This window comes from Nocardioides sp. TF02-7 (assembly GCF_022437945.1).
Classification (GTDB): domain Bacteria; phylum Actinomycetota; class Actinomycetes; order Propionibacteriales; family Nocardioidaceae; genus Nocardioides.
In genome coordinates this window covers 2762394-2789002 of the sequence record NZ_CP092535.1, presented here as the reverse complement: position 1 = coordinate 2789002, position 26609 = coordinate 2762394, and the positions used below count along the sequence as shown (strand labels likewise).

The window sequence follows — 26609 nt, the reverse complement described above, 5'->3', positions numbered from 1 at the left end:
ACGGGCAGTCGGCCCGATGCCAGCAAGGCTGGTGGGACGGGAGCGACCGGAGGGGGCGAGGAGGACTAGTTCAGCGAAATTGACGAGCGGAGGCCGGTGGAGTTTGCGGATCCGAGAACAGCCGGCGGTGCGGAGCGGTCACACCCTCTCCAGGGTGGCGTGACGGCGGCTCTGCTGCTCGAGCCAGCGCAGCAGCACCAGACCGACCACGGCATAGAGCACGCCGATCCCGACCTCGCGGGCGACCAGGCCCGAGACCTCGCCGAGGGCGGCGCCGTCGGCCAGGTCGCGGGCGGCCTCGATCGCGTGGGTGAGCGGCAGCCACACCGACACCTCGGCCATCCAGGCCGGCAGGTCGGAGACCGCGACGTTGACCCCGGAGAACACCAGCAGCACGCAGAACAGGACGTTGCCGAGCACCGCTCCCTCCCGCACACGCAGCACCACCGCCCCCATCGCCAGCCCGAGCCCGGTGCAGGACACGGACGCGACGGCGACGACGAGGAGGAACGACGGCCACGCCGCGAGCGGGATGCGCACGTCGAGCACGGCCACGCCGAAGAGCACGCCCACCATCGCTACGCCCCAGCCGTTGACGATGACGGGGAGCGCACGGCCGAGGAACAGCGGCACCCGGGCGGCCGGCGTGGTCAGCACGACGCTGAGCGTCCGGGCCTCGCGCTCGCCGGCGATGGTGGCGCTCATCGCGAACAGGCAGGGGATCGCCGCGTAGTTGAGCGCGTTGCCGATGACGTAGAACTCGTCGTCACCGACGCCCGCGGTGCGGCCGATGTAGGCGAACAGGAGGATCTGGCAGATGGGCGACACGATCAGCGACGGCACGAGGATCCACGGGCTCAGCCAGTTGAACATCGCGCGATAGCTCATCAGGCCGCCGATGACGAGCACGCGCACCGTCTGCCTCATGTCAGCGCCAAGGTGGCGTGCCGGCGGGCGGAGTCGACCAGCCGCCGGCCGAGGACGGAGGCAAGCACGGCGTACGCCGTGCCGGTCGCGAGGCAGACGAGCAGGTCGGACCACGGGCTGCCGCCGCCCGCGGACTCCCCGGACCGCCGCCATCGCCCAGGTCGTCGGGATCGACCACGACACCGGGTGCAGCCAGTCCGGCAGCGCCGCGACGGGCACCACGAAGCCGCACAACAGCCAGCCGGGGTACTCGAGCGCAGCGCCCAGCGCCCACGAGGTGCGGTAGCGGACGGCGGTGACGGAGAGGAAGAACCCGAACTGCGCCAGCGTCACCGCGGCGGCGAGCACGCTGAGGACGAACAGCGGCCAGCTCGCGATCTGCAGCTCGAGGTCGAAGACCCAGCGCTGCCAGAGGATCGCGGCCACGACCGTGTAGAGGCCGATCGTCGACAGCGCCATCGTGGTCGGCACCAGGACCCGTCCGAGCGGGACCGGTGCGGCCACGACCAGCTCGAGGGTGCCGGCCCACCGCTCGCGGGTGAGCAGGGACGCCGCGACCACGCCCTGGCAGGTCCACATGCCCATCACGGCAGCGCCCAGCCCGGCGTACTGCATCGCGGCCGGGTCGTCCTGCACCCGGTAGACCAGCAGCGTCGCGGTCGCGAACATCAACGGGAAGAACACCGCGAGCGCTCCGTCGAACCAGGAGGTCGAGATCACCTTGAGCTGCAGCCGGTAGCAGACGAGCTGCTGCCGCAGCACCTCCCTCATGCGCCGCTCACGAGCTCGACGTAGGCGTCCTCCAGGGTCGGCTCGCGCGTCCCGACCCGGCCGACCCGCACCCCGTCGAGCCGCGCGAGCGCGGCCTGTGCGACCTCCGCACCGGCTGCGGCATGCAGGATGATCACCTGGCTCTGCCCGCGCTCCTCGACGGCGGTCGAGTGCACCCCGTCGATCGCCGCGAGCCCGTCGACCACGTCGTCGCTGACGCCGTAGGTCTCGATCTCCACGACGGTGCCGTCGCTGACGAGCCGCTTCAGCTCGGCGGGGGTGCCCTCGGCCACGATCTCCCCGGCCCGGATGACCGCGATGCGGTCGCAGAGCTCGTCGGCCTCGAACATGTAGTGCGTGGTCAGCAGCACGGTCTTGCCGACGTCGATCAGGGACCCGATCGTCGCCCGCAGCTCGCGCGCGCCGACGGGGTCGATGCCGATCGACGGCTCGTCGAGGAAGATCACGTCGGGGTCGTGCAGCAGCCCCCGGGCGATGTGCAGCCGCTGCCGCATCCCGCGCGAGAAGCCCTCGACCCGCTCGCGCTCCCGGCCGGTCAGGCCGACCAGCTCGAGCAGCTCGCCGATCCTGCGGCGCTGGTCGTCGGGCGGCACGCCGTAGAGCTCGGAGAAGTACCGGAGGTTGTCGAGGGCCGACAGCCGCTCGTAGAGACCCCGGTCGCCGCCGAAGACGTAGCCGATCCGGCGGCGCACCTCGCGGACGTCGCGGACCACGTCGTGACCGAGCACGGTCGCCGAGCCCGCCGTCGGCAGCAGCAGCGTGATCAGCATCTTGATCGTCGTGGTCTTCCCGGCGCCGTTGGGCCCCAGCAGCCCGAACAGCTCGCCCGGCTCGATCCGGAAGCTGACGCCGCGGACCGCCTCGACCTCGCGCGCGCTGCGCCGGTGCACGCCGGTGCGGGTGTGGAAAGGTACGGCGCAGGTCGCGGGCCTCGACGGCGGTCACCGTCCGAGGCTAGGGGACGCCGGGCGTCGGTCGTCCGATTTTTCCGCTCCCGGCAGATCCGGCCGTCAGGCCGTGCGCACCAGCTCCCGGCCGTCGCCCTCCAGCAGGGTGCCGTCGGCGGGGCGGCCCGCGCAGATCATCAGGACCTCCTGCATCGGCGCCCGCACCTCCGGGCCGGCGCCGTGCACCCAGTCGGTGTCGGTCGCCACCAGCCGCACGTGGCCCAGCCGCGGCCGGCCGAGGAACCGCCCCGTCCGCAGCGCCCGGGTCGCCGCGACCGACGCGGCGTCGACCGGCATCGCGTGCTCCCGGCCCAGGGGACGCAGCAGGTCCTGGGTGTGGACGAGGACGTCGACGAGCGGCTCGAGCGGCGTCACGACCGGCGGGTGCACGCGCGAGCCGTCGAGCCGCTCGTAGAGGTCGAGGATCTCGGCGACGGGCGCTCGGCCCCGACGCTGGCCGTCGAGCAGCGCGATCCGGTCGAAGCGGAAGCCCCCACGCACGGTGGCCGCGAGCAGCGGACCCCAGGTCATCTGCGCCGACCCGATCACGTGGGCGGCGACGTCCTTGGCCGTCCAGCCCGGGCAGAGGGAGGGAGTGGCCCACTCCTCCTCGTCGAGCGTCCGCAGGACGGCCGCCAGGGCCCGGCGCTCGCGGTGGATGTGGCCCCAGACCTCGTCCACGTCCATCGCTCCGCCCTCCCGTTTGGTAAGATTCCCTGACCAATATGGTCAGAGTGTCTGACTACTTTGTCAAGCCGTCACAGGGGGTGGCATGGCCGACGACGAGCCCAACACCGCGTTGCTGATGTTCGTCGGCTATCGGTATGCGGAGGACCGGATCTTCCGGAGCATGGTCGAGGCCGGGTTCGACGAGCTCACCCTCCCCCAGGCCCGCCTCTTCGCCCGGGTCCAGGAGGGCGGCACCCGCCTCACCGACCTCGCCGACGCCGCACAGGTCACCAAGCAGACCGCCGGCTACCTCGTCGAGCAGCTGGAGCGGGCCGGGTACGTCGAGCGCGTCGCCGACCCGGCCGACGCACGGGCCCGACTGGTGCGGGCCTCGGCACGCGGCGAGGAGGCCCGCGCCGCCGCGCGCGTCGTGGAGCGGCAGATCGAGGACGAGTGGACGGCGTACCTCGGCGTCCGGCGGATGCGCGCCCTCCGGGAGGCGCTCACCCTGCTGCGGGAGGTCACCGACCCCTTCGCCTGAGGACGATCAGGCGTGGCCGTCGAACATCGAGGTGACCGAGCCGTCCTCGAACACCTCGCGGATCGCCCGCGCGACGAGCGGGGCGATCGAGAGCACCGTGAGCTTGTCGAACTCGCGCTCGGGCGGGATCGGCAGCGTGTTGGTGACGACGATCTCCGCCGCCGGGGAGTTCTTCAGCCGGTCGACCGCGGGGTCGGAGAGGATCGCGTGGGTGGCGGCGATGAGCACGCCCGCCGCTCCCTCGCTCATCAGCGCCTCGGCGGCCTTCACGATCGTGCCGCCGGTGTCGATCATGTCGTCGGTCAGCACGCACATCTTGCCGGCGACGTCGCCGACGACGCGGTTGGCGACGGTCTCGTTGGGCCGGTCGGTGCGACGGGTCTTGTGGATGAACGCCAGCGGCGCGCCGCCCAGCTTGGCCGACCAGCGCTCGGCCACCTTGATCCGGCCGGCGTCCGGCGAGACGACGCAGAGCTGCTGGCCGCCGTACTTCGCCTTGACATGGTCGGTCAGCAGCGGCAGCGCCATCAGGTGGTCGACCGGGCCGTCGAAGTAGCCCTGGATCTGGTCGGCGTGCAGGTCGACCGAGATCAGCCGGTCGGCGCCGGCGGTCTTGAACAGGTCAGCCATCAGCCGCGCGGAGATCGGCTCGCGGCCGCGGTGCTTCTTGTCCTGGCGGGAGTAGCCGTAGAACGGCATCACGACCGTGATCCGCTTGGCCGACGCGCGCTTGAGCGCGTCGACCATGATCAGGTGCTCCATGATCCACTCGTTGATCGGCGCCGTGTGGCTCTGGATCACGAACGCGTCGCAGCCGCGGACGCTCTCCTCGTAGCGGACGTAGATCTCGGAGTTGGCGAACTCGTAGGCCTGCGTCGGGACCAGCGAGATGCCGAGGATCTCGGCCACCTCCTCGGCGAGCTCCGGATGAGCCCTGCCACTGAAGACCATCAGGTTCTTCTGGGTGGTCCGCTGGATTCCGGTCAAGGAGGGCTCCTGGGCTCGCAGGCGGGGTGCGTTGCCGATTCTGCCCCGTCCCTCCGACCAGCCCCAAGTTCACGCCGGATTTCGGACCTGTTCACCGCGCCACACCGCCGGCCCGGCCGGCGGCGACGCGTGTTGCCCGCCGTCGACGGCGTCCCCTAGGTTGACCGCTGACACCAGGGGGTGCGTCGATCCGTCCTGGACCATGGGGAAAGGACGGTCCGACGTGAGGATCCTCAGACGACTCGCACCCTTGGTGGTGGCCGCTGCGGTCGCCCTCGGCTGGTGGGGCTTCAACACCTTCCAGGCCCAGGCCGACGCGCCCGAGGTGGGCGACTGCGTGACCATCAGCGGTTCGGGCACCGACGTCGAGGTCGAGACGGCCGCCTGCGGCGGCGACGACGTGCTGTTCGAGGTCACCGCCGACGACGGCGAGTGCGACCCCTACGAGGCCAACTACACGACCACGGTCAACGGCAGCGACGCGGTCGACCTGTGCCTGTTCTACGAGGTCGAGGCCGGCGACTGCGTCGACGTCGGCGGCGAGGTCGAGGCCAAGGTCGACTGCTCGGCCACCGGCCCCGACGTCTGGAAGGTCGCCTCCACCGCCGACGACGCGGCGGCGGCGTGCCGGAAGCGGGAGATGCCGATCGTCAACGAGCTGCGCGACCGGCGCGTCTGCGTCACGGCCAACGGCTGACCGCGACCGGCGACGTCAGGCGTCGCCCGGCGTTGCGTCCCCGGCCTGCCCGGGCTCGTCGGCGTCACCCGAGCGCTGCGCCGCCGCGGCGGCCCGCGCCTGCTCGGTGCCCGCACGGCGGGACTGGACCCAGCCGGGGACGTTCCGCTGCTGGCCCGCGCTGACGGCCAGCGCGCCGGGCGGGACGTCGCGGCGTACGACGGTGCCCGCCCCCGTGCCGGCGCCGTCGCCGACCGAGACCGGGGCGACGAACGTGTTGTTGGAGCCGGTCTTGACGTGCCGGCCGACCGTGGTGCGGTGCTTCTGCATCCCGTCGTAGTTGGCGAAGATCGTGCCGGCGCCGATGTTGGTGCCCTCGCCGATCTCTGCGTCGCCCACGTAGGACAGGTGCGGCACCTTGGCGCCGTCGCCGATCGCGGAGTTCTTGGTCTCGACGAAGGTGCCGACCTTGCCGGCGGTGCCGATCCGGGTGCCGGGGCGCAGGTAGGCGAACGGCCCGACCGCGGCGCGGTCGCCGATGACCGAGAGCAGCGCGTGGGTGCGGACGACGCGCGCCCCGACGCCGACCTCGCAGTCGGTCAGCGTGGTGTCGGGGCCGACCACGGCGTCCTCCGCGACGACGGTCGCGCCGAGCAGCTGGGTGCCGGGCAGCAGGGTGACGTCGGGAGCCAGGACGACGTCGGCGTCGACCCACGTGGTCTCCGGGTCGACCACGGTCACCCCCTCGCGCATCCACCGGTGGAGGATCCGCCGGTTGAGCTCGCGGCCGATGGCGGCCAGCTGCACCCGGTCGTTCGCGCCCTCGGTCTGCCAGACGTCGTCGATCGGGTGGGCGGTCACGGTGAGGCCGGCGTCGCGGGCCAGCTGGACGGTGTCGGTCAGGTAGTACTCGCCCTTCGCGTTGTCGTTGCCGAGCCGGCCGATCACCTCGGCCAGGAACCCGGCCTCGAACGCCAGGATCCCCGAGTTGATCTCCGTGATCGCCCGTTGGTCGGCGGTGGCGTCCTTCTCCTCGACGATCGCCACCACGTCCCCGTCGTCGTCGCGGACGATCCGGCCGTAGCCGGTGGGGCGGTCGACCACCCCGGACAGGATGCTCACCGCTGCCTGCGCCGCCTCGTGCTCGGCGGCGAACGCGCGCAGCGTCGCGCCCTCGAGCAGGGGCGTGTCGCCGTACGCGACCAGGACGGTGCCGCGCTCCGGCCTGCGGCCCTCCGCGGCCAGCGCCTCCAGGGCGACCCGCACCGCGTGGCCGGTGCCGAGCTGCTCGTCCTGCACCGCGAGCACCGCCGCCGGCAGGCACTCCTGCACGTGCGGCCCCACCTGCTCCCGCTGGTGGCCGACGACCGCGCAGACGCAGGTCGGCTCCAGCGCGTCGACGGCCCGGAGCACGTGTCCGACCATGCTGCGGCCACCCACCTCGTGCAGCACCTTCATCGTCTTCGACTTCATCCGGGTGCCGCCCCCCGGCGGCGAGAACGATGACGGTGAGCTGCTCGGCCATGGCGACGAGACTACGGCCCGCGGGTCGGGAGGTGGCCGCCGAGGAAGGCGAAGGCGTCGTCGAACGGCGGTGCGCCCGCGCGCACCGTGGCAGTCAGCTGCTGCGGGAGCCCGAGAGATCCCCGTAGTCAGCAGGCCGGCCGCTGTCGCCACCGTGGAGCACGAGGCACACCGGCAGCCCCCGGTCCGGCACTCGTACCCTCACTGTGACGGGGGCCTACAGGGAAGAGGTAGTCAGATGTGCCGAGCCAAGCTAGTTGCGCTAGCGGCCCTTGCTCTCGTGGTGGGCGCCGGCATCGCGGCGTCTCCCACGTACGCGGACAGCCAGCAGCGGCAGGATCCGCGGGGCGACGCTCCTGCCACCATCGACGTGCACCAGGTCAGATACGTGCACGCCCGCACTCACGTCCGGGTCCTGGCCGACGTCCCGGACCTGGGTCGACGAGGGTCGGCGGCCCTGAGCATCTCCCGGTTCAGCATCTTCGAGGCCGGCCACGTTCTCCGGATCATGAAGCGGCCCGGACAGTCGCCGCGCGTGAGGCTGTTCTACTTCAACCATTTCGACCTCGAGCCGCGGCGGTGCCGAGCCGTGTCAGGCGCATGGGACGAGGACCAGGTCCGGCTCCGGGTCGCCCGGCGCTGCCTCGGGGACGACGCCCGCGAGCGGGTCTTCGTCCAGTTCGGCATCCAGCGCGGGCAGTCGGTGGATCGAGCGCCAGCCGTCCGGCGCCTACCTCGAGGTTGATCAAGGGACGGCGCTGCCATCGGCCGTACGCGCGGGTCGGGAGGTGGCCGCCGAGGAAGGCGAAGGCGAGCCGGAACGGCGGAGAACGTCATACGGATGGGGCCACCGGTGGCCCTGTCCGTATGACGTCCGCCGCTGCGGGACGAGCTCCCCCGGGTAGGAGTCGAACCTACGTCGCTAATCCTGATTCAAAGTCAGGCGGGCCCTGCCGGCAGACCAACCGGGGATCGTGGACAAGGTTAGGGCCCGCCTGGCGGGGCAGCACCTCGGCCCGGCAGACCAACCGGGGATCGTGGACAAGGTCAGGGCCCGCCTGGCGGGGCAGCACCTCGGCCCGGCAGACCAACCGGGGATCGTGGACAAGGTCAGGGCCCGCCTGGCGGGGCAGCACCTCGGCCCGGCAGACCAACCGGGGATCGTGGACAAGGTCAGGGCCCGCCTGGCGGGGCAGCACCTCGGCCCGGCAGACCAACCGGGGATCGTGGACAAGGTTAGGGCTACGGACCCCTCCCCTATCATCGCGGGCATGTCGCAGCAGAGCGAGGACAAGGAAGAGCGAACCGACGAGCGGCTCGAGGTGCAGCGCCTGGTCGCCGCACCAGCGTCCGCGATCTTCGCGGTGCTCAGCGACCCGCAGGGACACGTCGACATCGACTCCTCGGGGATGCTGATGGACGCGACCGGCGAGCCGGTCGGCGCCTTGGGCGATCGGTTCGTCGTGCACATGGACCGCGAGGCGCTGGGCGACCTGCCGATGGGTGAGTACGACGTCGAGGTGGTCATCGAGCGGTTCGACCGCGACCGGGAGATCGCGTGGTCGACCATCGGGACCATCCGCCCGCCGATCGGGCACGTCTACGGCTACCGACTCGAGCCCGCTCACGACAGCCCCGGCAACGGCAGTCGCACGCTGGTCACCAGCTACTACGACTGGTCGACCGCCCGCGAGGAGTGGAAGGCGGTCTTCCCCGTGATCAGCGAGCAGCACCTCAAGGGGACCCTCGGCATCCTCGCCCGCACCGTCGTACGCCGGCTCCGCGCCGCCTGAGCCCGACCACCCCGGGACGTCATGCGGGGCGAGGGCGATCGCCCACGATTCGTATGACGTCGCCCGCCCGCAGCCGCCGCCCGCAGCCGCCGCCCGTCCCCGCCCGCACAGCCAGTGCCGCAGCCGCAGCCCTACCGCAGCAGGTCCCGCGCGACCACCATCCGCTGGATCTGGTTGGTGCCCTCGAAGATCTGGGTCACCTTGGCGTCGCGGAAGAGGCGCTCGACCGGGTACTCGCGCGTGTAGCCGTTGCCGCCGAGCACCTGAACGGCGTCGGTCGTCACCCGCATCGCGGCGTCGGTGGCGGTGAGCTTGGCGATCGAGGCCTGCCGCGAGAACCGGCGGCCGGCGTCCTTGAGCCGCGCGGCGTGGAGGTACGTCGACCGGGCGCGCTCCACGTCGGCGGCCATGTCGGCGAGCATGAACTGCAGGCCCTGGTTGTCGCCGATCGGGCGCCCGAACTGGACCCGTTCCTTGGCGTAGGCGACCGCGTGGTCGAGGGCGGCCTGCGCGATGCCGGTCGCGACGGCGGCGATGCCGAGCCGGCCGGCGTCGAGCGCGGACAGCGCGACCTGCATCCCGCGTCCCTCCTCGCCCACGAGCTGCGCCGCGGGCACCCGCGCGTCGTCGAAGAGCACCTGGGTGGTCACGTCGCACGCGAGCCCCATCTTGCGCTCGGGCGCCCCGAACGACATGCCGGCCGTGCCGTCGGGCACCACGAACGCCGACAGCCCGCGCTTCGGGTCGGGCGCCGTGCGCGCGAACAGGATGTAGTAGTCGGCGCACGAGCCGTTGGAGATCCACTGCTTGGTGCCGTTGACGACGTAGTCGTCGCCGTCGCGGACGGCCGCGGTGCGGATGCCGCTGACGTCGGAGCCGGCCTGGGGCTCGGAGAGGCAGTAGGCGCCGAGCCAGTCGCCGCCCAGCATCCGCGGCAGCCACTCCTGCCGCACCCGGTCGGACGCGTTGGCCTCGACGACCGTCGCGGTCAGGCTGTGGACGCTGGTGCCGACGCCGACGCTCGGCCACGCCGCGGCGATCTCCTCGACGACCTGCAGGTAGACCTCGTAGGGCTGGCCCCCGCCGCCGTACTCCTCCGGGAACGGCAGGCTCAGCAGCCCCGCCTTCCCGAGCAGCCGGTACGCCGCCTCGGGGAACTCGCCGGCCTCCTCGGCCTCGTGCACCTGCGGCGCCAGCTCCTTGGTCGCGATCTCCCGCGCCAGGGCCAGCAGCTCGTCGGCCTCCTCCGTCGGCAGCAGCCTCTCCACCATCCCGCCACCCTAGAGACCCCACGAGCCGGCGCCCAAGACCCCCTGGCGCCGGACGGGGAGGATCAGAGGCGGGCGCGGGCCTCGGCGACGGCGTAGAGCGCGACCGACGCGGCGACGCCGGCGTTGAGCGACTCGAGGACGCCGGCCATGGGGATCGACACCAGCCGGTCGCAGGTCTCCGACACCAGCCGCGACAGCCCACCGCCCTCCGCGCCGACGACGATCACCAGCGGGCCGCGGGCGAGGTCGTCGTCGGCGACCAGCTCCCCGGAGGGTCAGGTCGCCGTCGGCGGCGAGGCCGACGACGAAGCACCCCGCGTCCTGGTAGGCCTTGAGCTGCCGGGTCAGGTTGACCGTCTGGGCCACCGGGATCCGCGCCGCGGCGCCGGCCGACGTCTTCCACGCCGAGGCGGTCATGCCGGCCGCCCGCCGCTCCGGCACCACGACGCCGTGCGCGCCGAAACCGGCCGCGCTGCGCACGACCGCCCCGAGGTTGCGGGGGTCGGTGACCGAGTCGAGGACGACGACCAGGGGCTTCTCCCCCATCTCCGCGGCGGCGTCGAGGAGGTCGTCGGGGTGGGCGTACTCGTACGGCGGGATCTTGGCCGCCAGACCCTGGTGGACGGCGCCGTCGGTCAGCCGGTCGAGCTCGGTGCGGCTCACCTCGAGCAGCGCGACGCCGTGCTCGGCCGCGAGCCGGAAGGTCTCGCGCAGCCGTCCGTCGCGCTCGGCGCCCTCGGCGACGTAGACCGCCGTGACCGGGACCCGTTCGCGCAGCGCCTCGACGACGGGGTTGCGGCCGGCGATCCACTCCGCGTCGCCGGGAGCGCGGCGCCGGGAGCCGCTCCGCCTGCTCCCGCCCGCCTGCTTGGACTGCTCGGCCTGCCGCGACTGCTTGGCCTGCTTGGACTTGTGCGCCTTGTGGTAGGGCCGGTCCTCCGCCCGCGGCGTCGGCCCCTTGCCCTCCAGGCCCCGCTTGACGCGACCGCCGGAGCCTGCCGTCGGCTTCTTGCTCGACTTGCGCACCGCTCCGCGACGCGCGCTGTTGCCGGCCATGTCAGCCCACCGTCCATGTCGGGCCGGTCGGGGTGTCGGTGACCTCGATCCCGGCAGCCTTGATCTGGTCGCGGATCGCGTCGGCCCGTGCCCAGTCCTTCGCGTCGCGGGCCCGTGCCCGCTCCTCGAGCAGCCCCGAGACGAGGGCGTCGACGGCGGCCGACAGCTTCTCGTCGGCGGCGGCGCCGCCGGACCCGGCCCACACCGGGGAGGCCGGGTTGAGGCCGAGGATCTCGAGCATCGACTGCACCGCGCCGAGCACCTCGCTCAGCCGCTCGTGCGAGCCCTCGGCCAGCAGCCGGTTGCCCACCCGCACCGCGTCGTGGATGGCCGCCACCGCGGCGGGCGTGCCGAGGTCGTCGTTCATCGCGTGCACGAACGCCGGGGGCACGCTGCCGAGGTGCTCGGGCGTGCCGCTCGCCCGCAGCGCCTCCTCGGCGCGCTCGAGGAAGCCCTCGACCCGCCGGAACCCGGCCGCGGCCTCGTCGAGCGCCTCGAACGAGAACTCCACGTGCGACCGGTAGTGGGCCGCCACGAGGTAGTAGCGCAGCTCGATGCCGCGGTAGCGCTCGAGGATCGCCGGGATCGACAGGGTGTTGCCCAGCGACTTCGACATCTTCTCGCCGGCCGTGGTGATCCAGGCGTTGTGCATCCAGTACGTCGCGAACGGGCGGCCCGCGGCGCGCGACTGGGCCTGCTCGTTCTCGTGGTGCGGGAAGCGGAGGTCGACCCCGCCGCCGTGGATGTCGAACGCCGCGCCGAGGTACTTGCCCGCCATCGCCGAGCACTCGATGTGCCAGCCGGGACGACCGCGTCCCCACGGCGACGGCCACGACGCGGTCGCCGGCTCGGACTCCTTGTGCCCCTTCCAGAGCGCGAAGTCACGGGGGTCGCGCTTGCCGCGCGGGTCGGCGTCGGCGGCCGCCTCCATGTCGTCGATCGCCTGGTGCGTGAGCTCTCCGTACGACGGCCACGAGCGCACGTCGAAGTAGACGTCGCCGGAGCCGTCGTCGGCGGCGTAGGCGTGCCCGCGCTCGACGAGCTCCTGGATCAGCTCGACCATCTCGGGGACGTGGCCGGTCGCGGCGGGCTCGTAGGTCGGCGGCGCCACGTTGAGGGCGTCGTAGGCCCGGTCGAGCTCGCGGTGCATCGCGTAGGCGAGGTTGTACCAGGGCCGCCCCTGCTCGGCGGACTTGGCGAGGATCTTGTCGTCGACGTCGGTGATGTTGCGGATGAACGTCACGTCGTAGCCGAGGTGGCGCAGCCACCGCTGGAGCACGTCGAAGTTGACCCCCGACCGGACGTGGCCGACGTGCGGCTCGCTCTGCACGGTCAGGCCGCACACGTAGAGACCCGCCTTGCCCTCCTGGAGGGGCACGAAGTCACGGACCTCGCGGGTCTGGGTGTCATACAGCCGGAACGTCACCGGGCCAGTCTAGGGAGCGGCACAGGGGTGACCGGCATCGTCGGGTGCTCCCCCGCCCGCCGGGAGGGCCGGCCGCGTCCCGCGCCGCGCGACCCGGCCTGTGACAGGAGTGACGCATGTGACGTACCGTCCCTCGCATGCGCCGCCCCCTCGCCGCCCTCCTGAGCCTGACCGCCGCCCTCGCCGGCCTCGCCGCCTGCAGCACCGCCGGGAGCGACGCGAGCGCGAGCCCCGAGGCGGTCGCCCTCGCCGCCGCCCCCGCGGCCGGCCGGCAGGTCCTCCTCCACCGCTGGGACTCCGGCCGCCAGTGGCGCCGGGGCAACCAGGCGGGCACCCGGGTCGCCGACGGGCGGCTCGCGTTCCGCACGCCGGTGGCGACCCTGCGCCGCCAGGGCCGCTCCTACGACGTGGCGCGCTGGACGTCGCCGTGGGTGGCGCCGGGCTTCGCGTTCACCGAGCTGATCGCCTCCCTGGTCGGCGGCGACGCCGCGGGACAGCTGGGTGGAGATCCGGGTCCGCGGCGCCTCGGCGAGCGGCGACCGCACCCGGTTCGACGTGCTCGCGCAGTGGGCGGCGGGCGACCGGTTCGTGCAGCGCCGGTCGGTCTCGGGGCAGCCCGACGACGGCACGACGGTCGCCGTCGACACCTGGCGCACCGGCGGCCTGGCGTCCTACCAGCTCCAGGTGCGGCTGATGCGCCGCACCGGCACCGACGCCCGGCCCTCCCTCGACCTGGCGACGGCGATGACCAGCCGGCTGCCGGCCACCGCCGGCCGCACCTCGCGCCCCGGCGTCGCCCGCGGCACGGTGCTGCCGGTGCCGCGGTACTCCCAGATGAGCCACCGCGGCCACTACCCGCGGTGGGGCGGCGGCGGCCAGGCCTGGTGCTCGCCGACCTCGACCGCGATGGTGCTGGGCTACTACGACGCGCTCCCGCCCGCGAAGCGCTACCGCTGGGTGCCGGACGGTCACGTCGACCCGTGGGTCGACCACGCGGCGCGGATGACCTTCGACCACGCCTACGACGGCACCGGCAACTGGCCGTTCAACACGGCGTACGCCGCCCCGCGGGCCGGGAAGGCGTTCGTCACCCGCCTGCGCAACCTCCGCGACGCGGAGCGGCTGGTCGCGGCCGGCATCCCGGTCGTGGTGTCGATCGCGTTCGACCGCGGCGAGCTCGACGGCGCGCCGATCGGCTCGACGAACGGCCACCTGCTCGTGGTCGTCGGGTTCCGCGAGTCCGGCGACGTGGTCGTCAACGACCCCGCCTCGCCGACCCGGCGCGGCGTCCGCCGCACCTACGACCGCGGCCAGCTGGAGAAGGTCTGGCTGGAGGCCTCCGGCGGCCTGGCCTACGTGGTCCACGACGCCGAGCACCCGCTCCCCTCGCCGGCCACCGCCCCCAGCTGGTAGCCGACCCGGCGCAACTCCGCACCAGAAACGGCGCGACCCGGCACAACTCCGCACCAGAAACGGCCCGACCCGGCTCATCTCCGCACCAGAATTGGCTCGACCCGGCGCAACTCCGCACCAGAAACGGCCCGACCCGGCGCATTCCCCGCGCCGTGGGCCCTACGACGACGCGGCCGTGAACTCGATCGTATGCCAGCCGGTGGCGCCGTCGGGGGAGGACGTCGCTGACCGCGCCGGTCTGCACCATCCCGTCCTTGTCGGTGGCGCGGACCCGCAGGTCGTGCTCGCCCTCAGCGATGTCGAGCTCGACCCGCCACTGGACCCAGGTGTCGTCGTTGGGCACCCGCGCGAGCGTCGCCTCGGTCCAGGAGCCGCCGTCGAGGGACACCTCGACGGCCTGCACGCCCGTGTGCTGGGCCCAGGCGACACCGCCGCAGACGACGGTTCCAGCCGTGACCTCGGCGCCGGCCTGCGGCACGTCGACCCGCGACGCCAGCTTGACCGGGCCCTGCTCGGCCCAGCCCTTGTCGGTCCAGTACGCCGTGACGTCGTCGAACCGGGTGACCTCCATGTCGACGACCCACTTGCACGCGGAGACGTAGCCGTAGAGGCCCGGCACGATGGTGCGCACCGGGAAGCCGTGCTCGACGGTCAGCGGCTCGCCGTTCATCGCGACCGCGAGCATCGCGTTGCGGTCGTCGGTCAGCGCCGTCAGCGGCGTGCTGCAGGACCAGCCGTCCTCCGACGTCTGCAGCACGGCGTCGGCGCCGTCCTGCACGCCGGCCGCGGCGAGCAGCGGCGCGATCCGGACGCCGCTCCACCAGGCGTTGCCGATCAGGTCGCCCCCGACCTCGTTGGACACGCAGTTGAGCGTGATCCAGTCCTCGGTGATGCCGCGGCCGACCAGGTCGTCGTAGGTCAGCTCGATCTCGCGGTCGACCATGCCGTGGATCCGCAGCGTCCAGTCCTGCGGGCGGATGTTGGGCTTCAGGATGGCGGTGTCGATCAGGTAGAACTCCGGCACCGGGGTCTGCCACGGCGCCACCCCCTCGACCTCGACCTTGACCCCCTGCGGCAGCGACGGCTTGGTGATCTCGTCGACGCGCAGCAGGGCGCGGTCGCGCTCCACGTCGGCGCGCGGGTTGCCGACGATCCGCGCGACGGCGGCCGACACCAGCGCCACGCCGCCGACGCCGGCGAACGCCAGGAACACGCCGCGACGGGTGTGGGTGGGGTCGGCGTCCTCGTCGTCCGCGCTCTCGACGACCTCCCACCGGCGCAGCCAGCCCGCCAGCACGACCATCGCCACCAGCCAGGTCGCCAGCCCGACGGCCACCGGCACCAGCTCGATCGGCTGGGTGGCCGGCTTGGCGAGCACCGCGACCACCGCGACGCCGGCGAGGGCGACGAAGCCGAGGACGGACGTCCACCAGCGGGTGAGCGCCAACCGGCCGAGCACGGCGAACACCAGCGCGAGGATCAGGAACATCCCGGTCAGCAGCGCGGTCTTGTCGCGGGTGCCGAAGGTGTCGATCGCCCACGACGCGACCGCGCCCGGCGCCAGCTCGATGACCCCCTCGGCCACCGCGACGGCGGGGGACTCGCGGACACGGAGCAGGCTCGCCGACAGGTAGCTGGTCGCCAGACCCAGTGCACCGGCCACCACGCCGGCGAGCCACCACCAACCGCGGGACGTCGTCACGACGACGATTGTCCCCTCAGGCATGATCAGCGCCGTGAACAACGTGCGGATCGGCGTCGGGACCGACGTCCACCGGCTGGTGCCGCGGGGCGCCGGCGACCCGCCTCTCCGCCTGGCCGGGCTGGCCTGGCCGGACGAGGACCACACCCTGGAGGGGGCACTCCGACGCCGACGTGGCGGCGCACGCCGCGTGCGACGCCTTGCTGTCGGCGGCGGGCCTCGGCGACCTCGGCAGCAACTTCGGCACGGCGGACCCGGCGTGGGCGGGTGCGGCGGGCAGCGCGCTGCTCGCCGAGACCGTACGCCGGGTGCGCGCGGCGGGCTTCGAGGTCGGCAACGTCGCGGTGCAGGTGATCGGCAACCGGCCACGGCTCGGGACCCGCCGTGACGAGGCGCAGGCGGCGCTCTCCGCGGCGGTCGGCGCACCGGTGTCGCTGTCGGCCACCACGACCGACGGCCTGGGCCTCACCGGCCGTGGCGAGGGCGTCGCGGCGGTCGCGACGGCGCTGGTGCACGGCGTACCCGGAGTCGACGCATGACCACGCACACCGTGACCGCCGGCGACGGCCTGCGGCTGCACGTGACCGTGCACGGACCGGCCGACGCGCCGGTGACGGTGCTGCTCTCGCACTGCTGGACCGCGGACGAGTCCGACTGGCACTACCAGGTCCACGACCTGCTCTCCCGCTACGGGCACGGCATCCGGCTGGTCACCTGGGACCACCGCGGGCACGGCCGGTCGGAGCAGCCCCCGGAGTCGCGGTGCACGGTGCCGTGGCTGGCCCGCGACCTCGGCACCGTCGTCGACGAGCACGCGCCGGAGGGCCCGCTCGTGGTCGCCGGCCACTCCGTCGGCGGCATGACGATCACCGCGCTCCCGGAGGAGCGGCCCGACCTGCTCCCCCGGCTGGCCGGTCTGCTGCTGGTCTCGACGTCGTGCGGCGACCTGCACCGGGTGACCCTCGGCCTGCCCGAGGAGCTCGGCCCTGCCCTGCGCGACCGGCTGCCGTTCCTGCTCGCCGCCCGGGCCCGGCTGATGGGCCGCACCGGTCGTCAGCGGTTCCCGCTCGTCGAGCGCCAGGTGGTGCGCCGGATCCTCCTCGGCCGGCCGCAGCGGCCGCGCGACGTCGGGCACGTCGTCGACCAGATCATCAACTGCTCGCCAAAGACGATGTCCGGGTTCTTCAAGGACATGATGACCCACGACCGGGTCGGCAACCTGAAGGCGTTCGCCGACGTCCCGACGACGGTCCTCGTCGGCAGCCGCGACCGGCTGACCCCCGCCCGACCACGCGGCCCGGCTCGCGTCGGGCATCCGCGGCGCCCGCCTGCTGGTGGCGCCGGACGCCGGGCACTACCCGCCGTTCGAGCGCCGGTCGCTGGTCAGCGAGGAGCTCGGCCAGCTCGTCGACCGCGCCCTGGCGGCCGGCGCCCGCGACCTCAGACCGCGCTGACGATCCGGTGGCCGACCAGCACGACGCCCTCGGCCACCCGCACGGCGTACGCCGGCACCGACACGTGGGCGTCGTCGAGGCACCGTCCGGTGCGGAGGTCGAACGCGTGCCGGTGCGCGGGCGAGGCGACGAACGGCACGTCGGCGCGGCGGCCGACGATGCCCTTGGCGATGCCGCCCGCGCCTCCACGCCCGAACGGGTCGTGGTTGCCGAGCGCGAACACGGTGTCGTCGGGCATCCGGAAGATCGCGACGGCCTGGCCGTGGACCAGCGCGGTGGCACCGCGGTCGACCTCGAGGTCCGCGATCCGGCACACCGGCTGCCATTCGTCCTCCGGTCCGGACCGAGCAGCCATGCCGCCGACGGTAGGGGGCACTGTTCACGTCGGCGTTTCGGCGTGTAACAGCCACGAAAACGCTGGCTCACCGGGCGTCGTAGGCTTCGCCGCGTGCCGTCCGCCGCCGTCGTGGTCCTCGCCGCCGGGAGCGGATCCCACGTCGGCGCGGCCGTCAACAAGGTGCTGCTCCCGCTGCGCGGGGTGCCGGTGCTGGCCCGGTCGGTCGGCACCGTCCTCGACGTCCCGGGGGTCGACCCGGTCGTCGTCGTGAGCCGCCCCGGCGAGCGGGACGCGGTCGCCGCGGCGCTCGCGCCCCACCTGCGCGACCGGGAGCTGCTCCTGGTCGACGGCGGTGCCACCCGGCACGCGTCGGAGCAGGCGGCGCTGCGGGTGCTCGCGCCGCGGATCGAGGCCGGCGAGGTCGACGTGGTCGTCGTGCACGACGGGGCCCGGCCGCTCGCGACCGCCGCGCTCTTCGAGGAGGTGGTGAGCGTCGCCCGGGAGTCCGGTGGCGCCGTGCCGACCGTGCGGCTGCCCGGCCTGCTCCCGCGCGCGGCGTCGGCGGGGTCGTCGCCGGCGGGGCTGGTCGCGGTGCAGACCCCGCAGGCGTTCCGGGCGGCTCCCCTGCTGGAGGCCTACGCCGCGGCGGCGGCCGACGGCTTCGAGGGCACCGACACCGCGGCCTGCCTCGAGCGCTACCGGCCGGACCTGCGGATCCTCGCGGTGCCGGGCGGGCCCCGACAACCTCAAGGTCACCTACCCGGAGGACCTCGACGCGGCCGCCCGCGTCAGCGCGGGTCGGTGAGCGCCGCGAGGACCCGCAGGTCCTCGTCGTCGGCCACCCGGCGCGCCTCCGCCGGGGCGTCCGCCCAGACGACGTCGTACGACGCCCGCAGCCGGTCGACGAGCCCGGCGAAGTCGGTCGTCGGCAGGCCCGGCAGCTCGGCGACGACCCGGGCCGGCAGCACCACCGGCGAGCAGACCGCGACCAGGGTGTCGCGGTCGACGGTGGCGCCGAGCCGGCCGTCGGCCACCTGCTTGACGGTGTCGGTGACCGGGCGTGTGCCCACGACGACGGCGTCCTGCGCCACGGCCGTGCGCAGGCACGCGGCGAGGAACGCCGGCGGCGTCATCGGGCACAGCGGGTCGTGCAGGACGACCGGCAGCCCCTCGTCGGCGACCGCCTCCCAGGGGACGGTGAGGTCGACCAGGTCGATCTCAGCCTCCCCGGCCGCCCAGGCGGCCGCGGCGACCAGCGCCTCGCCGTGGATCAGGTGGAAGGGCAGCGAGCCCCGGTCGGCCTCGACGACGAACCCGAGCGCGCGCGGCGCACCGCCGGTCTCGCCGGTCTCGTCGTCGGTCTCGTCGCCGGTCACGTCGTCGCTGCCGGGGACGTCATACGCATCGAGGGTCATCGCCACCAACCGTATGACGTCCCCGGCCCGGCGGCGACCAGGGGACACCCGGCCCGGCGACGACCAGGACCACCCGGCCCGCCGACGACGAGCCCCGCACACGACGAGGCCCCGCGGACCGGATGGTCCGCGGGGCCTCGTTGTCAGTCGATCGGGCAGCCGACCGTGCTGGCGGGCGTCAGGAGGCGAGAACCTCGTCGAGGATCGTCTCGGCCTTGTCCTCGTTGGTGTGCTCGGCGAGCGCGAGCTCGGACACCAGGATCTGCCGCGCCTTGGCGAGCATCCGCTTCTCGCCGGCCGACAGGCCGCGGTCACGCTCGCGGCGCCACAGGTCGCGCACGACCTCGGCGACCTTCATGACGTCGCCGCTGTGCAGCTTCTCCAGGTTGGCCTTGTAGCGGCGCGACCAGTTGGTGGGCTCCTCGACGTGCTCGGCGCGCAGGACGCCGAACACGCGGTCCAGGCCCTCCTTGTCGACGACGTCGCGAACTCCGACCAGGTCCAGGTTGCAGGCCGGGACCCGAACCACCAGGTCCTGCTGGGCTACGATCCGAAGTACGAGGTACTGCCGCTCCTCCCCCTTGATCTTCCGCATCTCGATGTCCTCGATCACTGCGGCCCCGTGATTGGGGTAGACGACGGTTTCGCCGACGGTGAAAGTCATATGTGCTGAACCCCTTCCTAGAAGGCCATCCTATCACGTCCGGCCCCTACCTCAGAAAGCGTTTGCGCAGGTCAGAGGCCCAATCGCGGGCTTGACAGAACCGCATCGGTGTGTTGCGGACCACCTTCTGGCGCCGGTCGGCTCGGTCGGGGAGGCCCCGAAACGCCGCGTCGGCACCCACGGTCGCGGCGGTTGGTCGATACTGCTCGCCATGGCACTGCAGCGCTGGCGACGACGCGGCTCCGCCGGGCAGGGAGGCGTCGTGGAGGAGGACGTCGAGCCCCTCGACAACGACGCGCCCCTCGACGACGACGAACCCCTCGAGGACGACGTACCGCTCGCGGTCGACGACGAGGACGACCGCGACGCGTACGTCGCCCCCAAGGAGGGCTTCCTCGCCTCCCGTCGCTGGGTGCCGCTGCAGCTGCTCCGGGCTGCCCACGCCAAGCACGCGGTCGTGACCGCCCTCGCCATGGGAGCGGCGGCCGCGCTCGCCGGCCGCCCGGCGCGCGAGGCCGGGGTCGTGGCGCTCACCGTGCTCGTCGGCCAGGCGATCCTCGGCTGGCACAACGACATCGTCGACAAGCCGCGCGACCAGGCGCACGGCACCCCCGGCAAGCCGCTCGCGGAGGGCCGGCTGGAGACCGGCACCGTCTGGTACGCCATCGTCGTCGCCGCCCTGGTGCTGGTGCCGCTGTCGATCACGACCGGCATCACCGCGGGCTGCATCTACCTCGGGGCGGTCTGCGTCGGGATGCTCGGCAACGTGGTGCTCCGCACCGGGGTGCTGTCGTGGTGGTCGTGGGCGGTGTCCTTCGCCCTGCTGCCCGCCTACCTCTCCTACGGCGGGTGGGGCGGCCAGGCCGTCGGCGACCCGCCGCAGACGTCGATCACCGTGCTCGCGGCGCTGCTCGGCATCGGCGTGCACTTCCTGCTCTCGGTCTGGGGCCTGGTGGCCGACCACGAGGACGGGTGGACCCACCTCCCGCTCCGGCTCGGCCTGCGGATCGGGGCGACCCGGCTGCTGGCGCTCTCGAGCGTCTACACCGCGGTGGTCGTGGGCCTGATCGTCGTCGTCGGGGTGCGCGACGGGCTCACCCGCTGAGCGCGCGCCGCCCGGTGGCCGCCCGGTAGCCGCTCGGCGCGGACCGGCCGCCGACCCGGCCGCCCGTGGCCGATAGAGTGACCTCGCTCCCCGTGAGCACGATCGTCCTGTGATGTCCACCGATGACGCAGCGGAGGCCTGCCGAATGCTCAACCGACGCTCGACCGCAATCGTGGCGGCGGTGCTGCCCGTGGCCGCCCTGCTGTCGTCCTGCGGCTTCGACTACCCCACCGACCGCGTCAACCTGATCGGCGCGGGCGCGCACGACCGCAGCGCGAAGGTCGACGTGCTCGGTGCGCGGGTCGTCGCGGCGGAGCCCGGCCAGGGCCGCCTCATCGGCACGCTCGTCAACAACTACTACGGCGACGAGGAGCCCATCGAGCTGGCGGCGGTCGAGGGCAACGGGCTGTCCGTCGAGCTGACCGACGTCGCCGTCGCCCCCAACGAGAAGCTCAACCTGTCGGGCGACGACGCCGAGCCGGTCGTGGTGACCGGCGACTTCACCGCCGGCGACTTCGTCACGCTGACCTTCACCTTCACCACCGACGAGTCGGTGTCGCTGGACGTGCCGGTGGTCAAGCACTGCGGCCAGTACGCCGACATCGAGCTGCCCGCGTCGGCCGGCGAGTCGGGCGACGCGGCCGCGGAGACCGCCTCCGAGGAGACGGAGGAGGCGGACGCGACGTACCTCTGCGACCACCCCACCGAGGCCCCCGAGGACGGCGGGCACTGAGCCCCGCGGAAGCCCGACGATGACCTACACGCTGATCCTGCTCCGCCACGGCGAGAGCGAGTGGAACGCCAAGAACCTGTTCACCGGCTGGGTCGACGTGGCCCTCACCGAGAAGGGCGAGGCCGAGGCCGTCCGCGGCGGCGAGCAGCTGGTCGAGGCCGGGCTGCTGCCGACCGTCGTCCACACCAGCCTCCAGCGGCGCGCGATCAACACCGCGGCGCTGGCCCTCGACGCGGCCGACCGGCACTGGATCCCCGTCCGCCGCTCGTGGCGCCTCAACGAGCGCCACTACGGCGCCCTGCAGGGCAAGGACAAGAAGCAGACGCTGGAGCAGTACGGCGAGGAGCAGTTCATGCTCTGGCGCCGCTCGTTCGACGTCCCGCCGCCGCCGCTGGCCGACGACGACGAGTACTCCCAGGTGGGCGACCCCCGCTACGCCGACCTCGGCGAGGAGATGCCGCGCACCGAGTGCCTCAAGGACGTCATCGCCCGGATGCTCCCCTACTGGGAGGCCGGCATCGTCCCCGACCTGCGCGCCGGCCACACCGTGCTGGTCGCCGCCCATGGCAACAGCCTCCGCGCGATCATCAAGCACCTCGACCAGATCGGTGACCAGGAGATCGCGGGCCTCAACGTGCCGACCGGCATGCCGCTGGTCTACGAGCTCGACGAGCAGACCCTCCAGCCGGTCACCCGCGGCGGCCGCTACCTCGACCCCGAGGCGGCCGCGGCCGCTGCGGCGGCGGTGGCCAACCAGGGGCGCTGAGCCACCCCGCGACGTCGCCGGCGGCGTGGGCTACGACATCGCCGGGTGGTGCCCCGTGACGACGAAGACCACCCGGTTGGCGATCGACACGGCGTGGTCGGCGATCCGCTCGTAGTAGCGGCCGAGCAGCGCGATGTCGACGGCGGCCTCGACCCCGTGGGTCCAGTCGTCGCCGAGCAGCTCGCCGAAGCTGCGCCGGCGCAGCGCGTCCATCTCCTCGTCGGCCTTGCCGAGCGCGATCGCCGCCTCGACGTCGCGGGTGGCGATCACGTCGCACACCCGGCTGACCATGTCCTTGGCGACGCGCGCCATCTGCGCCACCGTCGGTCGCACGTCCGCCGGGACGGCGATCTCGGGCACCCGCAGCCGGGCGACCTTGGCGACGTGCACCGACAGGTCGCCCATCCGCTCGAGCTCGCTGACCATCCGCAGCGCGGCGACGATCGTGCGCAGGTCGGTGGCGACCGGCTGCTGCAGCGACAGGAGGTTGAACGCCTCCTCCTCGACCTGCTCGCGACCGCGGTCGATCTCGGCGTCGCCGCTGATGACCTCCTCGGCGACGGTGACGTCGCCGGTCATCAGGGGCCTGGGTGGCCTTCTCCACGGCGGTCTCCACCCGGCGGCAGAGAGCGGTGAGGTCGTCGAAGACCGAGTCGAGCTGGTCCTGGTAGGCGTCGCGCATGGCCCGACCCTAGGTCGCCGAGTTGTCCAAAGAGCGGGACCAGGTGAACGTGAGATGAACACTCGGAAGCCCGGCATCCGCGATTCGGAGCCCGATCCGTGCGCCGCCGTACGATCGAGACGTGGATCCGACGACTCAGGCGGTGCTCGCCGGGGTGCTCGGCTCCCTCGTGGCGGGCGGTGCGGTGCTCGCCTGGCACATCAGCGATCGCCAGCAGCACCGGCAGCCCCGGGTCGAGGAGCCGTTGGTGCCGCCCGGTGTCGCCACCGTGCTGTCCGTGCTGCGCAGCAGCGCTGTCGTCGTCGACGACGGTGACGTCGTCGTGAAGGCGTCCGCGCCGGCGTACGCGATGGGGTTCGTCCGCGGCACCGGCCTGCTCCTCGACGAGCTCGGCGACCTGGTCCGGGAGGTACGCCGTGACGGCCAGATCCGCGAGACCGAGCTGATCGTGCCCCCGCACCTCCGGCCCGCCGCGCCACGTCACCGCCCGGGTCGCGCCGCTGGGCTCCCGCCTGGTGCTCGCGCTGGTCGAGGACCGCACCCGCGAGCGTCGCGTCGAGGCGGTGCGCCGCGACTTCGTCGCCAACGTCAGCCACGAGCTCAAGACGCCGGTCGGTGCGATCCGGCTGCTCGCCGAGGCGGTGCACGACGCGTCGGACGACCCCGAGGCGGTGCAGCGGTTCGCGAGCCGGATGCTCACCGAGAGCGACCGGCTGTCCCACCTGGTGCAGCAGGTCATCGAGCTCTCGCGGCTGCAGGGCGACGAGCCGATCGAGTCGCCGGCGCCGGTCAGCGTCGACGACGTGATCACGGTCGCCGTCGACACCAGCGCGATCGACGCGGGCGCGAAGGACATCAGCGTGCTGGTCGAGGGGCAGCCGGGCCTGTGGGTGCGCGGCAACGAGGAGCAGGTCGCCGCGGCCGTGGCCAACCTGGTCGCCAACGCGGTCGCCTACTCCGACCCCGGCTCGAAGGTGCTGGTCACCACCCGGGCGGTCGACGGCTTCGTGGAGGTGTCGGTGGTCGACCAGGGGATCGGCATCCCGAGCGAGGAGATCGACCGGATCTTCGAGCGCTTCTACCGGGTCGACCCGGCGCGCCACCGCTCCACCGGCGGCACCGGCCTCGGCCTGTCGATCGTCAAGCACGTGGCCGCGACCCACGGCGGCGACGTGCGGGTGTGGTCGGTGGAGGGGCAGGGCTCGACGTTCACCCTCGCGCTTCCCGAGCACGACCACGACACCGACACCGACGACCATCACCACCGCCACGACAACCACGACACCAGCCACGACCCCAGCCACGACACCGGAGGGGACGACACGGTCGCCCCCGCCAGGCTGGCGCCCGCCGGCCATCCCGACAACCAGGAGGAACGCCCGTGACCCGGGTACTCGTCGTCGAGGACGAAGAGAGCTACAGCGACGCCCTCGCCTACATGCTGCGCAAGGAGGGGTTCGAGGTGGCGATCGCCGCCGACGGCAACGCCGCGCTGAGCGAGTTCGACCGCAACGGCGCCGACATCGTGCTGCTCGACCTGATGCTGCCGGGCATCCCCGGCACCGAGGTCTGCCGCACCATCCGGCAGACGTCCAACGTGCCGGTGATCATGGTCAGCGCCAAGGACGACGAGGTCGACAAGGTGGTGGGCCTCGAGCTCGGCGCCGACGACTACGTCACCAAGCCCTACTCCCCCCGCGAGCTGGTCGCCCGGATCCGCGCGGTGCTGCGCCGCGGCAGCGACCCCGAGGTGGCGCCCGACACGCTCGAGGCGGGGCCGGTGCGGATGGACGTCGAGCGCCACGTCGTCACCGTCGACGGCCAGGAGCAGCGGCTGCCGCTCAAGGAGTTCGAGCTGCTCGAGATGTTCCTGCGCAACCCCGGCCGGGTGCTCACCCGGGGCCAGCTCATCGACCGGGTGTGGGGCTCCGACTACGTCGGCGACACCAAGACCCTCGACGTGCACGTCAAGCGGCTGCGGGCCAAGCTCGAGCCGGAGCCGAGCACGCCGAAGTACCTCGTCACCGTCCGGGGCCTGGGCTACAAGCTCGACGTCTGACCGGCTCCCTCCCCCTCCCCGGGAGTCGGCCGGATCTCGCGCACTGCTGACCGATATCCGCGCGACCGGTGTCGGGGCCGCGCCCTAGCGTTGTCCCGTGACCGATCGCTCCGCCCTGCCCCTCGCCGCCGTCGCCACCACGCTCGTCTTCTGGGCCTCGGCGTTCGTCGCCATCAGACATCTCGGTGACGACTTCTCGCCGGGAGCGCTGTCGCTCGGGCGGCTGCTCGTCGGCGCGCTGGCGCTCGCGGTGCTCGCGCTGCCCCGCGGCCTGCCGCGGCCCACCGGGCGGCAGTGGGGGTCGATCGTCGCGATCGGCGTGCTGTGGTTCGGCGTCTACAACGTCGCCCTCAACGCCGGGGAGCAGCGGGTCGACGCCGGCACGGCTGCGATGCTCATCCAGATCGCCCCGGTGCTGATCGCCGGGCTGGCGGCGGTGTTCCTCGGCGAGCGCTTCACGACGTACCTCGCCCTCGGCCTGGTGCTCGCGTTCTCCGGCGTGGCGGTGATCGGCCTCTCGACCTCGGGCGACGGGGCCGATCGCGACCTGCTCGGCGTCGTGCTCTGCCTGGTCTCCGCGGTGGTCTACGCCGTGAGCCTGGTGCTGCAGAAGCCCCTGGTCGCGCAGATCTCGGCCGTCCACGTCACCTGGCTGGCGTGCACGATCGGCGCCGTCGCCTGCCTCCCGTGGGCGGGGCAGCTCGTCGACGAGGTGAGCGCGGCGCCGTTGTCGTCGAACCTCTGGCTGGTCTACCTCGGCGTCTTCCCCACCGCGATCGCGTTCAGCACCTACGCCTACGCCCTCAACCACATGAGCGCCTCGTCGCTGGGCGTGACGACCTACCTGGTGCCGCCGCTGACGATCGTGATGGCGCTGGTGCTCCTCGACGAGGTCCCGCCGCCGATCGCGTACGTCGGCGGCGTGCTCGCCCTGGTGGGGGTCGCGGTCGCCCGGCGCCGGCCGACGCGGAGGGCGCGGTCGACGGAGGCGGCCGAGGCCGCGGAGGAGCCGACGCCGGCCTGACCCACCCCGGGCGTCAGCCGCGCAGCAGCGACTCCAGCAGCACCCGCATCACCCGCAGCTGCCGGCGCATGTGGCCCGGGTCGCTCGTGGTGCGGGCGAGCAGGAAGGCGCCCTCGAAGGTCACCCAGACATGGTCGGAGAGGGCGTCGACGTCGACGTCGCTCCGCGCCGGGAGGGCGTCGCGCAGCAGGGCGGCGAACTCCTCGCGCCAGACCACGACGGCCTTGGTGATCGGGTCGGACGTGCCGGCCTCGACGAGCTCCATCTCCGCCAGCACGGACGTGTAGAGGCAGCCGGTGGTGCCGGCCATGATCTCGTCGGCCTGCTCCTCGTACCACCGCACGAACGCCACAGCCCGCTCGACCGGGTCGTCCCCCGCCGCCCGCGCCGCCGCCAGCCCGAGCTCGAGCATCTCGAGGTCGGCGGCGACGTACTTGTCGACCAGGGCCGCGGCGAGGTCCTGCTTGGAGGCGAAGTGGTGGAAGAAGGCGCCCTTCGACGTGCCGGCGGCCGCGAGCACGGCGTCGACCGTCGTGGCGTTGAAGCCGTTGTCGATCACCAGCCGCTGGGCGGCGTCGAGGATCCGGGCACGGGTGGCGGTTCCGTCGCGAGGCACGAAACCCATTGTGTCAGACCAACTGGTCTG

Annotated in this window: 25 protein-coding genes, 1 tRNA gene and 4 pseudogenes; 13 read left to right on the top strand and 17 right to left on the bottom strand. The window is 73.1% G+C overall.

What is annotated here, in order from left to right; all coding sequences use genetic code 11:
• Positions 1 to 138: 138 nt before the first annotated feature.
• The 3 genes from MF408_RS14345 to MF408_RS14335 form a co-directional block, all read right to left on the bottom strand.
• A complete protein-coding gene (locus MF408_RS14345; protein ID WP_240248271.1) occupies positions 139 to 1698 on the bottom strand; it encodes an ABC transporter permease in 1560 nt (519 codons plus the stop codon).
• On the bottom strand, positions 1695 to 2609 hold the full coding sequence (locus MF408_RS14340) for an ABC transporter ATP-binding protein (protein ID WP_240248270.1): 915 nt from the start codon (positions 2607 to 2609) through the stop codon (positions 1695 to 1697). The genes MF408_RS14345 and MF408_RS14340 overlap by 4 nt, the downstream gene beginning before the upstream one ends.
• A 120-nt stretch (positions 2610 to 2729) precedes the next feature.
• On the bottom strand, positions 2730 to 3353 hold the full coding sequence (locus MF408_RS14335; RefSeq protein WP_240248269.1) for a maleylpyruvate isomerase family mycothiol-dependent enzyme: 624 nt from the start codon (positions 3351 to 3353) through the stop codon (positions 2730 to 2732).
• 85 nt (positions 3354 to 3438) lie between these two features.
• Between MF408_RS14335 and MF408_RS14330 the strand changes: the two genes are divergently transcribed.
• Entirely contained in the window at positions 3439 to 3876 is a 438-nt protein-coding gene (locus MF408_RS14330; protein ID WP_240248268.1) for a MarR family transcriptional regulator, read from the top strand.
• Between the two features lie 6 nt (positions 3877 to 3882).
• Here the strand turns inward: MF408_RS14330 and MF408_RS14325 are convergent, their stop codons facing one another.
• On the bottom strand, positions 3883 to 4863 hold the full coding sequence (locus MF408_RS14325) for a ribose-phosphate diphosphokinase (RefSeq protein WP_275693178.1): 981 nt from the start codon (positions 4861 to 4863) through the stop codon (positions 3883 to 3885).
• Between the two features lie 223 nt (positions 4864 to 5086).
• On the opposite strand from MF408_RS14325, the gene MF408_RS14320 reads away from it, so the two are divergent.
• Positions 5087 to 5560, top strand: a complete 474-nt coding sequence (locus tag MF408_RS14320; protein WP_240248267.1) for a hypothetical protein — start codon at positions 5087 to 5089, stop codon at positions 5558 to 5560.
• 15 nt (positions 5561 to 5575) lie between these two features.
• Here the strand turns inward: MF408_RS14320 and glmU are convergent, their stop codons facing one another.
• Together glmU and MF408_RS25550 are read right to left on the bottom strand one after the other, a co-directional pair.
• Positions 5576 to 7012, bottom strand: a complete 1437-nt coding sequence (glmU, locus tag MF408_RS14315; RefSeq protein ID WP_240248266.1) for a bifunctional UDP-N-acetylglucosamine diphosphorylase/glucosamine-1-phosphate N-acetyltransferase GlmU — start codon at positions 7010 to 7012, stop codon at positions 5576 to 5578.
• 313 nt (positions 7013 to 7325) lie between these two features.
• Positions 7326 to 7457, bottom strand: coding sequence for a hypothetical protein (locus MF408_RS25550; RefSeq protein ID WP_275693177.1), 132 nt, complete (start codon positions 7455 to 7457; stop codon positions 7326 to 7328).
• Between MF408_RS25550 and MF408_RS14310 the strand changes: the two genes are divergently transcribed.
• Positions 7452 to 7808: a hypothetical protein gene (locus tag MF408_RS14310; protein ID WP_240248265.1), complete on the top strand. Its 357-nt coding sequence runs from the start codon at positions 7452 to 7454 to the stop codon at positions 7806 to 7808. The genes MF408_RS25550 and MF408_RS14310 overlap by 6 nt on opposite strands.
• A 148-nt stretch (positions 7809 to 7956) precedes the next feature.
• Here the strand turns inward: MF408_RS14310 and MF408_RS14305 are convergent.
• Positions 7957 to 8035: transfer RNA gene (locus MF408_RS14305), tRNA-Gln, on the bottom strand.
• 299 nt (positions 8036 to 8334) lie between these two features.
• On the opposite strand from MF408_RS14305, the gene MF408_RS14300 reads away from it, so the two are divergent.
• Positions 8335 to 8856, top strand: coding sequence for a polyketide cyclase (locus MF408_RS14300; RefSeq protein WP_240248264.1), 522 nt, complete (start codon positions 8335 to 8337; stop codon positions 8854 to 8856).
• Positions 8857 to 8987: 131 nt separating this feature from the next.
• Here the strand turns inward: MF408_RS14300 and MF408_RS14295 are convergent, their stop codons facing one another.
• From MF408_RS14295 to cysS, 3 genes and pseudogenes are all read right to left on the bottom strand, one after another.
• Positions 8988 to 10127, bottom strand: coding sequence for an acyl-CoA dehydrogenase family protein (locus MF408_RS14295; protein ID WP_240248263.1), 1140 nt, complete (start codon positions 10125 to 10127; stop codon positions 8988 to 8990).
• Positions 10128 to 10189: 62 nt separating this feature from the next.
• A pseudogene (gene rlmB, locus MF408_RS14290) lies at positions 10190 to 11183 on the bottom strand (23S rRNA (guanosine(2251)-2'-O)-methyltransferase RlmB).
• A 1-nt stretch (position 11184) separates the two neighbouring features.
• Complete coding sequence (gene cysS, locus MF408_RS14285; RefSeq protein ID WP_240248262.1) at positions 11185 to 12609, bottom strand: cysteine--tRNA ligase; 1425 nt, start codon at positions 12607 to 12609, stop codon at positions 11185 to 11187.
• A 693-nt stretch (positions 12610 to 13302) separates the two neighbouring features.
• Between cysS and MF408_RS14280 the strand changes: the two are divergent.
• Positions 13303 to 13833 (top strand): annotated as a pseudogene (locus tag MF408_RS14280) (C39 family peptidase); the annotation flags it as partial.
• Between the two features lie 31 nt (positions 13834 to 13864).
• On the opposite strand, the gene MF408_RS14275 reads toward MF408_RS14280, so the two are convergent.
• On the bottom strand, positions 13865 to 15748 hold the full coding sequence (locus tag MF408_RS14275) for a molybdopterin-dependent oxidoreductase (protein WP_240248261.1): 1884 nt from the start codon (positions 15746 to 15748) through the stop codon (positions 13865 to 13867).
• On the opposite strand from MF408_RS14275, the pseudogene ispF reads away from it, so the two are divergent.
• Positions 15747 to 16263, top strand: a pseudogene (ispF, locus tag MF408_RS14270) (2-C-methyl-D-erythritol 2,4-cyclodiphosphate synthase). The gene MF408_RS14275 and the pseudogene ispF sit on opposite strands and share 2 nt — an antisense overlap.
• Before the next feature lie 901 nt (positions 16264 to 17164).
• On the opposite strand, the gene nirD reads toward ispF, so the two are convergent.
• Positions 17165 to 17533, bottom strand: coding sequence for a nitrite reductase small subunit NirD (gene nirD / locus MF408_RS14265; RefSeq protein WP_240248260.1), 369 nt, complete (start codon positions 17531 to 17533; stop codon positions 17165 to 17167).
• 93 nt (positions 17534 to 17626) lie between these two features.
• On the opposite strand from nirD, the pseudogene MF408_RS14260 reads away from it, so the two are divergent.
• A pseudogene (locus MF408_RS14260) lies at positions 17627 to 18154 on the top strand (2-C-methyl-D-erythritol 4-phosphate cytidylyltransferase); the annotation flags it as partial.
• Between the two features lie 149 nt (positions 18155 to 18303).
• On the opposite strand, the gene MF408_RS14255 reads toward MF408_RS14260, so the two are convergent.
• Together MF408_RS14255 and MF408_RS14250 are read right to left on the bottom strand one after the other, a co-directional pair.
• On the bottom strand, positions 18304 to 18930 hold the full coding sequence (locus MF408_RS14255; protein ID WP_240248259.1) for a 2-C-methyl-D-erythritol 4-phosphate cytidylyltransferase: 627 nt from the start codon (positions 18928 to 18930) through the stop codon (positions 18304 to 18306).
• A 178-nt stretch (positions 18931 to 19108) separates the two neighbouring features.
• On the bottom strand, positions 19109 to 19594 hold the full coding sequence (locus MF408_RS14250) for a CarD family transcriptional regulator (RefSeq protein ID WP_240248258.1): 486 nt from the start codon (positions 19592 to 19594) through the stop codon (positions 19109 to 19111).
• A 211-nt stretch (positions 19595 to 19805) separates the two neighbouring features.
• Here MF408_RS14250 and MF408_RS14245 point away from each other — a divergent pair, with 211 nt between their 5' ends.
• The 3 genes from MF408_RS14245 (at position 19806) to MF408_RS14235 (ending at position 22198) form a co-directional block, all read left to right on the top strand.
• A complete protein-coding gene (locus MF408_RS14245) occupies positions 19806 to 20699 on the top strand; it encodes a UbiA family prenyltransferase (RefSeq protein WP_240248257.1) in 894 nt (297 codons plus the stop codon).
• Between the two features lie 172 nt (positions 20700 to 20871).
• Complete coding sequence (locus MF408_RS14240; protein ID WP_240248256.1) at positions 20872 to 21432, top strand: hypothetical protein; 561 nt, start codon at positions 20872 to 20874, stop codon at positions 21430 to 21432.
• 19 nt (positions 21433 to 21451) lie between these two features.
• Positions 21452 to 22198 (top strand): phosphoglyceromutase, encoded by a 747-nt coding sequence (locus MF408_RS14235; protein WP_240248255.1) that lies wholly within the window; start codon positions 21452 to 21454, stop codon positions 22196 to 22198.
• Between the two features lie 30 nt (positions 22199 to 22228).
• On the opposite strand, the gene phoU is transcribed toward MF408_RS14235, so the two are convergent.
• A complete protein-coding gene (gene phoU / locus MF408_RS14230) occupies positions 22229 to 22777 on the bottom strand; it encodes a phosphate signaling complex protein PhoU (protein WP_345893737.1) in 549 nt (182 codons plus the stop codon).
• 238 nt (positions 22778 to 23015) lie between these two features.
• Positions 23016 to 23249 carry a hypothetical protein gene (locus MF408_RS14225; protein WP_240248254.1) on the bottom strand — a complete coding sequence of 78 codons (234 nt, stop codon included), beginning with the start codon at positions 23247 to 23249 and terminating at the stop codon, positions 23016 to 23018.
• 146 nt (positions 23250 to 23395) lie between these two features.
• On the opposite strand from MF408_RS14225, the gene MF408_RS14220 reads away from it, so the two are divergent.
• The 3 genes from MF408_RS14220 (at position 23396) to MF408_RS14210 (ending at position 25963) form a co-directional block, all read left to right on the top strand.
• Positions 23396 to 24265, top strand: coding sequence for an ATP-binding protein (locus tag MF408_RS14220; protein ID WP_240248253.1), 870 nt, complete (start codon positions 23396 to 23398; stop codon positions 24263 to 24265).
• Positions 24262 to 24939 carry a response regulator transcription factor gene (locus tag MF408_RS14215; protein WP_240248252.1) on the top strand — a complete coding sequence of 226 codons (678 nt, stop codon included), beginning with the start codon at positions 24262 to 24264 and terminating at the stop codon, positions 24937 to 24939. The genes MF408_RS14220 and MF408_RS14215 overlap by 4 nt, the downstream gene beginning before the upstream one ends.
• 97 nt (positions 24940 to 25036) lie before the next feature.
• Complete coding sequence (locus tag MF408_RS14210; RefSeq protein ID WP_240248251.1) at positions 25037 to 25963, top strand: DMT family transporter; 927 nt, start codon at positions 25037 to 25039, stop codon at positions 25961 to 25963.
• 13 nt (positions 25964 to 25976) lie between these two features.
• On the opposite strand, the gene MF408_RS14205 is transcribed toward MF408_RS14210, so the two are convergent.
• Positions 25977 to 26579: a TetR/AcrR family transcriptional regulator gene (locus MF408_RS14205; RefSeq protein WP_240248250.1), complete on the bottom strand. Its 603-nt coding sequence runs from the start codon at positions 26577 to 26579 to the stop codon at positions 25977 to 25979.
• Positions 26580 to 26609 lie beyond the last annotated feature (30 nt).

Coding starts and splice junctions, on each gene's coding strand:
- MF408_RS14250 (WP_240248258.1), bottom strand. CDS start 19,594: ATGACTTTCACCGTCGGCGAAACCGTCGTCTACCCCAATCACGGGGCC.
- MF408_RS14235 (WP_240248255.1), top strand. CDS start 21,452: ATGACCTACACGCTGATCCTGCTCCGCCACGGCGAGAGCGAGTGGAAC.
- phoU (WP_345893737.1), bottom strand. CDS start 22,777: ATGACCGGCGACGTCACCGTCGCCGAGGAGGTCATCAGCGGCGACGCC.
- MF408_RS14245 (WP_240248257.1), top strand. CDS start 19,806: ATGGCACTGCAGCGCTGGCGACGACGCGGCTCCGCCGGGCAGGGAGGC.
- MF408_RS14255 (WP_240248259.1), bottom strand. CDS start 18,930: ATGACCCTCGATGCGTATGACGTCCCCGGCAGCGACGACGTGACCGGC.
- glmU (WP_240248266.1), bottom strand. CDS start 7,012: ATGAAGTCGAAGACGATGAAGGTGCTGCACGAGGTGGGTGGCCGCAGC.
- MF408_RS14275 (WP_240248261.1), bottom strand. CDS start 15,748: ATGCCTGAGGGGACAATCGTCGTCGTGACGACGTCCCGCGGTTGGTGG.
- MF408_RS14330 (WP_240248268.1), top strand. CDS start 3,439: ATGGCCGACGACGAGCCCAACACCGCGTTGCTGATGTTCGTCGGCTAT.
- MF408_RS14300 (WP_240248264.1), top strand. CDS start 8,335: ATGTCGCAGCAGAGCGAGGACAAGGAAGAGCGAACCGACGAGCGGCTC.
- nirD (WP_240248260.1), bottom strand. CDS start 17,533: ATGGCTGCTCGGTCCGGACCGGAGGACGAATGGCAGCCGGTGTGCCGG.
- MF408_RS14295 (WP_240248263.1), bottom strand. CDS start 10,127: ATGGTGGAGAGGCTGCTGCCGACGGAGGAGGCCGACGAGCTGCTGGCC.
- MF408_RS14335 (WP_240248269.1), bottom strand. CDS start 3,353: ATGGACGTGGACGAGGTCTGGGGCCACATCCACCGCGAGCGCCGGGCC.
- MF408_RS14345 (WP_240248271.1), bottom strand. CDS start 1,698: ATGAGGGAGGTGCTGCGGCAGCAGCTCGTCTGCTACCGGCTGCAGCTC.